4 protein-coding genes are annotated in these 6,446 nt (G+C 64.2%); all 4 read left to right on the top strand.

What is annotated here, in order from left to right; translation table 11 throughout:
* Window positions 1–34: 34 nt before the first annotated feature.
* The 4 genes from ACFORG_RS21320 to ACFORG_RS21305 are packed head-to-tail and all read left to right on the top strand — an operon-like array spanning window position 35 to window position 6,444.
* A complete protein-coding gene (locus tag ACFORG_RS21320; RefSeq protein ID WP_386737597.1) occupies window positions 35–415 on the top strand; it encodes a DUF3467 domain-containing protein in 381 nt (126 codons plus the stop codon).
* A gap of 15 nt (window positions 416–430) precedes the next feature.
* On the top strand, window positions 431–2,320 hold the full coding sequence (locus ACFORG_RS21315) for an efflux RND transporter periplasmic adaptor subunit (RefSeq protein WP_386737596.1): 1,890 nt from the start codon (window positions 431–433) through the stop codon (window positions 2,318–2,320).
* A gap of 1 nt (window position 2,321) precedes the next feature.
* Entirely contained in the window at window positions 2,322–4,472 is a 2,151-nt protein-coding gene (locus tag ACFORG_RS21310) for a PqqD family peptide modification chaperone (protein WP_386737595.1), read from the top strand.
* Window positions 4,465–6,444, top strand: coding sequence for a preprotein translocase subunit SecA (locus tag ACFORG_RS21305; protein WP_386737594.1), 1,980 nt, complete (start codon window positions 4,465–4,467; stop codon window positions 6,442–6,444). The genes ACFORG_RS21310 and ACFORG_RS21305 overlap by 8 nt, the downstream gene beginning before the upstream one ends.
* Window positions 6,445–6,446 lie beyond the last annotated feature (2 nt).

Here is a 6,446-nt window from a genome sequence, read left to right as displayed (position 1 = left end):
CCGGTTTCATTCACCTTTCATGAGGCAACGAGGTATGGCCAAGGCGGCTGAGAAGACAGAGAAGAACGGGGCGGATGCGGCAAAGGCAGCAACCGGTCCAAAGGCCGAAACTGCCCAGCACAGCACGGGAACCGGCCCCAGGCAGCGCGAAGCGACCGTACCGCCGAGCCAGGTGAAATTCGACACGTCGAACCTCAAGAGCAGCTATTGCAATGTCTGCAACGGCTCCAGCACGCGCGAAGAGGTGGTGGTCAATTTCGGCGTCAACAACAGTTGGGACATGGGTACGGCCAAGCTCGAGGTGCAGCTGGAGCACAGGGTCGTGATGTCTCCACATGCCGCAAAGCGGCTGCGTGACATGCTGGTCCGGTTGATCGACGAACATGAAACCCGGTACGGCAAACTGGACGGTTAAGGCGGGGCGCGCCTGATGGCTATCGGCCGATCGGCACCCGGCCTGACCACCACGAGCGACCCCGGCGGGGCCGAGGTCACGCAGGTATCGCGCAGCCTTTGGTCCGCCTTTGCCAATGCGCGCAGTGAAACGGCACTTCTGACCTCGTGGCTGGCCGTGCTGGTCAACCGCGTACCGGAGGCAACGCTGGGCGTTCTGTTGCGTCCCGACCCCGCAGCGGCAGCCTATGTTCCTGTAGCAGTAGCCCCCGATCCGCGACGCGACCTGTCGGGACTTGGTGACATCGCCCAAAAGGCGATCGCGTCCAACAGGCCCTCGAGCACGCGTTCGGGCGATGGGGAAATCAGCCGGGTCGCAAGTCCCGTGCAAGGCCCCGATGGGTCTGCCGGATATGTCGTCGTTCTTGAACTCAAAGGGTCCGACGACGCAGGCGTGCAACAGGCGTTGAGAGATGCGCATTGGGCAGCGGGCTGGCTTTCGGCACAATTGTGGCAGGACGCCGCCCGGGACGGCGAAGCGCGGTTGCGCAGGGCCGGCGTTGCGCTGGACATCCTTGCCGTCGCGGGCGAGCACCGCAAACCGGCGGCGGCGGCCATGGCTGTCGTCAACGAAGTGCAGACCATCCTCGATTGCGACCAGGTCAGTATCGGGCTGATCAAACGCCGCCGTAGTGCGCCGAAGATGAGGCTGTTGGCGATGTCCTATTCGGCGTGGTTTCGCAAGCGGTCTGGCCTGGCCGAGGGGATCGAGACTGCAATGGAGGAGGCGTGGGACCAGAATGCCAGCGTCAGCCATCCACCGCTGGAGCGCATTGCGCGGGCCGTTTCCGTCGCCCATGGCGAGCATGTGCGCAGGTCTCGGACAAGTCACATGATCACGGTTCCGTTGTCTGATGAAGACGGCCCGATCGGGGCAATGACCTGCGAAAGACGAGATACCGACAAGCCGTTCGACGAGGATACCCTTCTGCTGGCCGAAGCGGTCGCCGCGCTGGTGGGGCCGATGCTGGCGCTCAAGGCGCATAATGCGCGGTGGTTTGGCGGACGGATCGTGGACGGCGTGTTGCATGTCCTGGATGTCGTGCTGGGACCGAGGCACCTGAGCTGGAAACTGCTGACGATTGTCCTTGCCCTGCTGGTCTTTGCCGCGGCCACGGTGAAGGGTCCGTTCCGTGTTCAGGCCGATGCCGTTCTGCGCGGCCAGGAGATGCGCGCCGTGGTCGCGCCCTTTGCCGGGTTCATCGACGATGCGCCCTTGCGGGCGGGCGACATGGTTGCGGCGGGCGACCTGCTCGTGCGGCTTGATGATTCCGACCTTCGGCTGGAAGAACTGCGCTGGCGGTCCGAGATCGACCGCCTGATTTCGCAGGCGCGCGAGGCGCAGGCACAATATGACCGGGCGCAGGTAGCGCTGCTTGAGGCGCAGCTGTCGCAGGCACGCGCCCAACTGGCGCTTGCGCAAGCCGAACTCGAACGAACGCGGCTGATCGCGCCGATTGACGGCGTCATCGTGTCCGGGGACCTGAGCCAGAAGCTCGGCGCCCCGGTCCAGCTAGGGGAGGTTCTGTTCGAAATCGCGCCACCCGACCGGTACCGCGTCGATATCTATGTGGACGAGCGTGACCTTCCCCACGTCGAGACGGGCCAGCCCGGGCGTTTGTCGCTGGCGGGCCAGCCGAGCGAAGGCGTGCCGTTCGCCACGACCCGGATCACGCCAATCGCCGAGATCCGCGAGACCAGGAACACGTTTCGCGTAGAGGGATTGCTCGACACAACGCCGGTGGGGTTGCGCCCGGGCATGGAAGGCGTCGCCAAGATCGAGGTGGGGCGCGAACTGATGGTCTGGGTCTGGTCGCGCCGGCTGATCGACTGGGTGCGCCGTACCTTGTGGACATGGCAGCCGTGACATGGCCGAAAGCTATCTCTCCACCATCTGGTACCGCGTCGCAGACCTGCAACCGAAGCTGCGCAACCATGTGACCGTTCACCGGCATCGCTATCGCGGGCGGGCATGGTACGTGCTGCACGATCACGCGTCGGGGCGGGTGCACCGGTTCACGCCGGGTGCCTACATGCTGATCGGGCAAATGGATGGCGGGCGCACGGTGGACGAGGTCTGGCGTTCGCTGGCCGAAGCGCATGATGCGGACGCGCCGGGACAGGACGAGGTGATCCGGCTGCTGTCGCGGCTGCACCAGAACGACCTGATCCGGTATGCAGGCTCACCCGACGTGGCGGACCTGCTGGAGCGATACAATCGAAACACGCGCCAGGTGGTAAAACAGAACCTGCTCAACCCCATGAGTTTTCGCCTGCCGCTGTTCGATCCGGACGCATTCCTGAAAAGGACATTGCCCTGGGTAAGACCGCTTACGGGGTGGTTCGGGTTCATACTTTGGCTGGTAGTCGTTGCAGCGGGCATCTTGACCGCGGCAATGCATTGGGAGGAACTGACCCGCAACCTCGTGGACCAGATGCTCGCAAGCTCGAACCTGATGATCGCGGCGATCACCTATCCGGTGCTCAAGGCGCTGCACGAGCTTGCCCATGGCTATCTCATCCGTGCACGCGGCGGAGAGGTTCGCGAGATGGGGATCATGTTTCTCGTCTTCTTTCCCGTTCCCTATGTCGATGCATCCGCGGCCGCGGCGTTTCGCAACAAGTGGAGCCGCGCTGCGGTCTCGGCTGGCGGCATCTTCGTCGAGACGTTCGCCGCAGCCATTGCGATCATGGTCTGGGTGTCGGCCGAGCCCGGCATGGTCCGGGCCGTTGCCTACAACGTCGTCCTGGTCGGCGGCATCTCGACCGTGCTTGTCAATGGCAACCCGCTATTGAAGTTCGATGGCTATTATGTCCTGTCCGACCTGATCGAAATCCCCAACCTGGGAACACGGGCGAACCGTTACTGGGGGCATCTTATCCAGCGTTACATTTTCGGTGCCAAGCAGTTGAAGGAAGAGGTCGCGACCTTCGGCGAAAAGGTCTGGTTCGTGCTCTACGCGCCATCGGCCTTCGTCTACCGGATGGTCGTGATGCTGGGGATCGCCCTTTTCGTTGCGCAGAAGTTCTTTGTCATCGGTGTGTTGCTGGCAATCTGGTCGCTGTTCAACACGATCGTCAAACCCTTGTTCAAACACGTTCGGCATGTCGTGACGGCCCCTGCCCTGCGCAAGGTGCGCAGGCGCGCGATGGGGTGGACCTTTGGCACCATGGCGGTAATCCTCGGGCTGGCTCTGCTGATCCCGCTGCCCTTGCGCACGGACACTCAGGGCGTGGTCTGGTTGCCGGACGAGGCGCATCTGCGCGCAGGAACGCAGGGGTTCGTGACCGATCTGGCAGCCGCCGAGGGCGCCCGCGTGTTGCCGCAAGACCTGGTCGCCACGTTGGAAGAGCCCACCGTGCGCGCCCGGATCTCCGTGCTGGAGTGGCGGGTCGAAGAGATGCGGCGCAGGCTAGCCGCAACCGAGGTCAACGAACGCCGCCGGACCGAGGTTGCCCGCCTGGAATTGCAGGAAGCCGAAGCCGAACTGGCCCGCGAACGTGAGCGGATCGCGGAACTGGCGGTGTACGCACCCATAGCAGGTGTGTTCCAACCGGCCCTGCCCGGGCGCGAGCTGGTGGACCGCTACGTGTCCGAGGGTGACCTGATCGCTTACGTTCTGCCGGACGGGCCTCGCCAGATCAGGGCCCTGGTGTCACAGGATGACATCACGCTGGCGCGCAACAGGCTGCAAGGCATAGAGGTCAAGGCCGCGGGCCATCTCGACCGTCGGATCGCGGCCGAGCTGGTCCGGGAAATGCCGCAGGCCACGGCTCGGACCCCGGCAGCAGTCCTGACCAGCGCCGCGGGTGGCCCGTTCCTGACCGATCCCACCGATCCCGAGGGAGCAACGCTGGTGGAACAGGCCTTTGTCATCGACCTGACCTTGCCCGAAGAGACCGATCCGCTGCCCTTCGGTACCCGCGTTTACCTGCGTCTGGATCATGGTGCAGAACCCGCGGCGTTTCAGATCTGGCGACGGGTCCGGCAATTGTTCCTGAGGCAGTTCAATGCCTGACCTTTCGGGCGCATTCGGATTTGGCCGCGTGCCTTTGGGTACTGGCCCCTATCCCGAACTGGCGGACCCTGCGGGCAATTCGGTGGATCTCTGGCTGGAGCGCCGCTTGGGGCGGCTGACCTCGCGCCTGCCATTCACACGCAATCGACTGGCCCGCCGGGCGGATCGCGTGCTCTCACATGGTGCGGAGATTGTCGACGAACCTGACGACGGTTTGCGCGAAATGGCCCTTAAGCTGCGCCCAGCCCTTTTGCGCGGAGTCGAGACCGATGCGGTGGATCGCGCCTTTGCCATCACCCGAGAAGTGAGCGCACGCGTGCTGGGAAAGCGTCACTACAAGGAACAGATCATGGGGGCCATCGGTCTTTACGAGGGCCGGATGATCGAAATGGCAACGGGAGAAGGCAAGACCCTGACCGCCACCCCTGCCGCAGTTGTGGCAGCGCTGTCTGGCAAGCCTGTACACGTGGTGACGGTCAACGACTACCTCGCCTCGCGCGACGCCGAAGAAACCGCCCCGGTCTACCAATTCCTTGGCCTGACTGTCGGTGTCATCGACAGCGATATGGATCCGCAAGCGCGCCAGAAGGCATATGCCTGCGACATCACCTATGTCTCGAACAACAATCTGACCTTTGACTACCTCCGCGACCGGATCGCGTTGGCAAGGCGCCGGGGACGTCCAAGGCGTAAGGCGCTGGAACTCGTCTCGGCCCGGCAGGCGGCACCGCTCATGTTGCGTGGGCTGGCCTTCGCCATCGTGGACGAGGCAGACTCCGTTCTGGTCGACGAAGCAAGGACGCCGCTGATCCTGTCTTCGACAGCGGATGATCCCGAGGCGGGGCAGGTCTATGCCACCGCACTGGCCGTTGCGCGCAAACTTCATGACCGCGTCCACTACAAGGTGGATGCGATGAACCGGCAGGTGACACTGGAAGAAGCCGGTCGACAGGCGCTGAGCGAGATCTGCGCCGAACTGACCGGCATCTGGCGGATACGGCGCGCGCGCGAGGAACTGGCGCAACAAGCCCTGTCCGCGATTCACCTTTTCGAGTTGGGCCGCGACTACGTCATCCTCGAAGGCGCCGTTCAGATCGTCGACGAGTTCACCGGCCGGGTGATGCCGGATCGCAGTTGGCAGGGCGGCCTGCACCAGATGATCGAGGCCAAGGAACGCCAAGAGATCACGGGCCGCAAGGAGACGCTCGCCCGGATAACCTATCAACGCTTCTTTCGCCGTTACCTTCGCCTTTCCGGCATGACAGGCACCGGGCTGGAACTGGCAGAAGAATTTCGTGACACGTTCGGCCTGTTCACGACCCGCGTTCCGCGGCACCGGGCCAGCCGCGTAAGGCACTTTCGGACGAGGTTCTGCGAGAGCGCCGCCGCCAAATGGGACATGGTCGCCGATCAGGTCGCACGGCTGCACGAGGCCGGCCGGCCGGTTCTGGTCGGCACACGGTCCGTGGAGGCCTCCGAAGCCTGTGCGGCCGCCATCGCCGCGCGAGGACTGCCGCATGAAGTGCTGAACGCCACGCAAGACCGCGAAGAGGCCGAGATCATCGCCCGCGCAGGACAGATGGGCGCGATAACGGTTGCCACGAACATCGCCGGCAGGGGCACCGATATCCGTCTTGGCGAAGGCGTCGATGCACTTGGGGGGCTGCACGTGATCCTGACGGAATTCCACGAGAGCCCCCGGATCGATCGCCAGCTTTATGGTCGGACGGGCCGCCAGGGGGCCAATGGATCGACCGAGGCGATCGTGAGTTTCGAGGACGAACTGTTCAGCCGGTTCGCGCCGCGCCTGCTGCGGCTGGTTCGGGCCTTCCCGTCCCGCGTGACGGAAACGCTGCTGCGCCGGTCGGCGCAATCGCGCGCCGAAGCGGAACACGCAACAACGCGAAGGGAACAGACCAAGCTCGACCGGCAGCTTGAGCGCGCTCTTGCCTTTACCGGTCCCACGGAGTGAAC

Origin of the sequence: Lutimaribacter marinistellae, assembly GCF_042648365.1 — a bacterium.
GTDB classification, from domain to species: Bacteria; Pseudomonadota; Alphaproteobacteria; order Rhodobacterales; family Rhodobacteraceae; genus Lutimaribacter_A; species Lutimaribacter_A marinistellae.
This window is presented reverse-complemented; position numbering and strand designations above follow the sequence as displayed.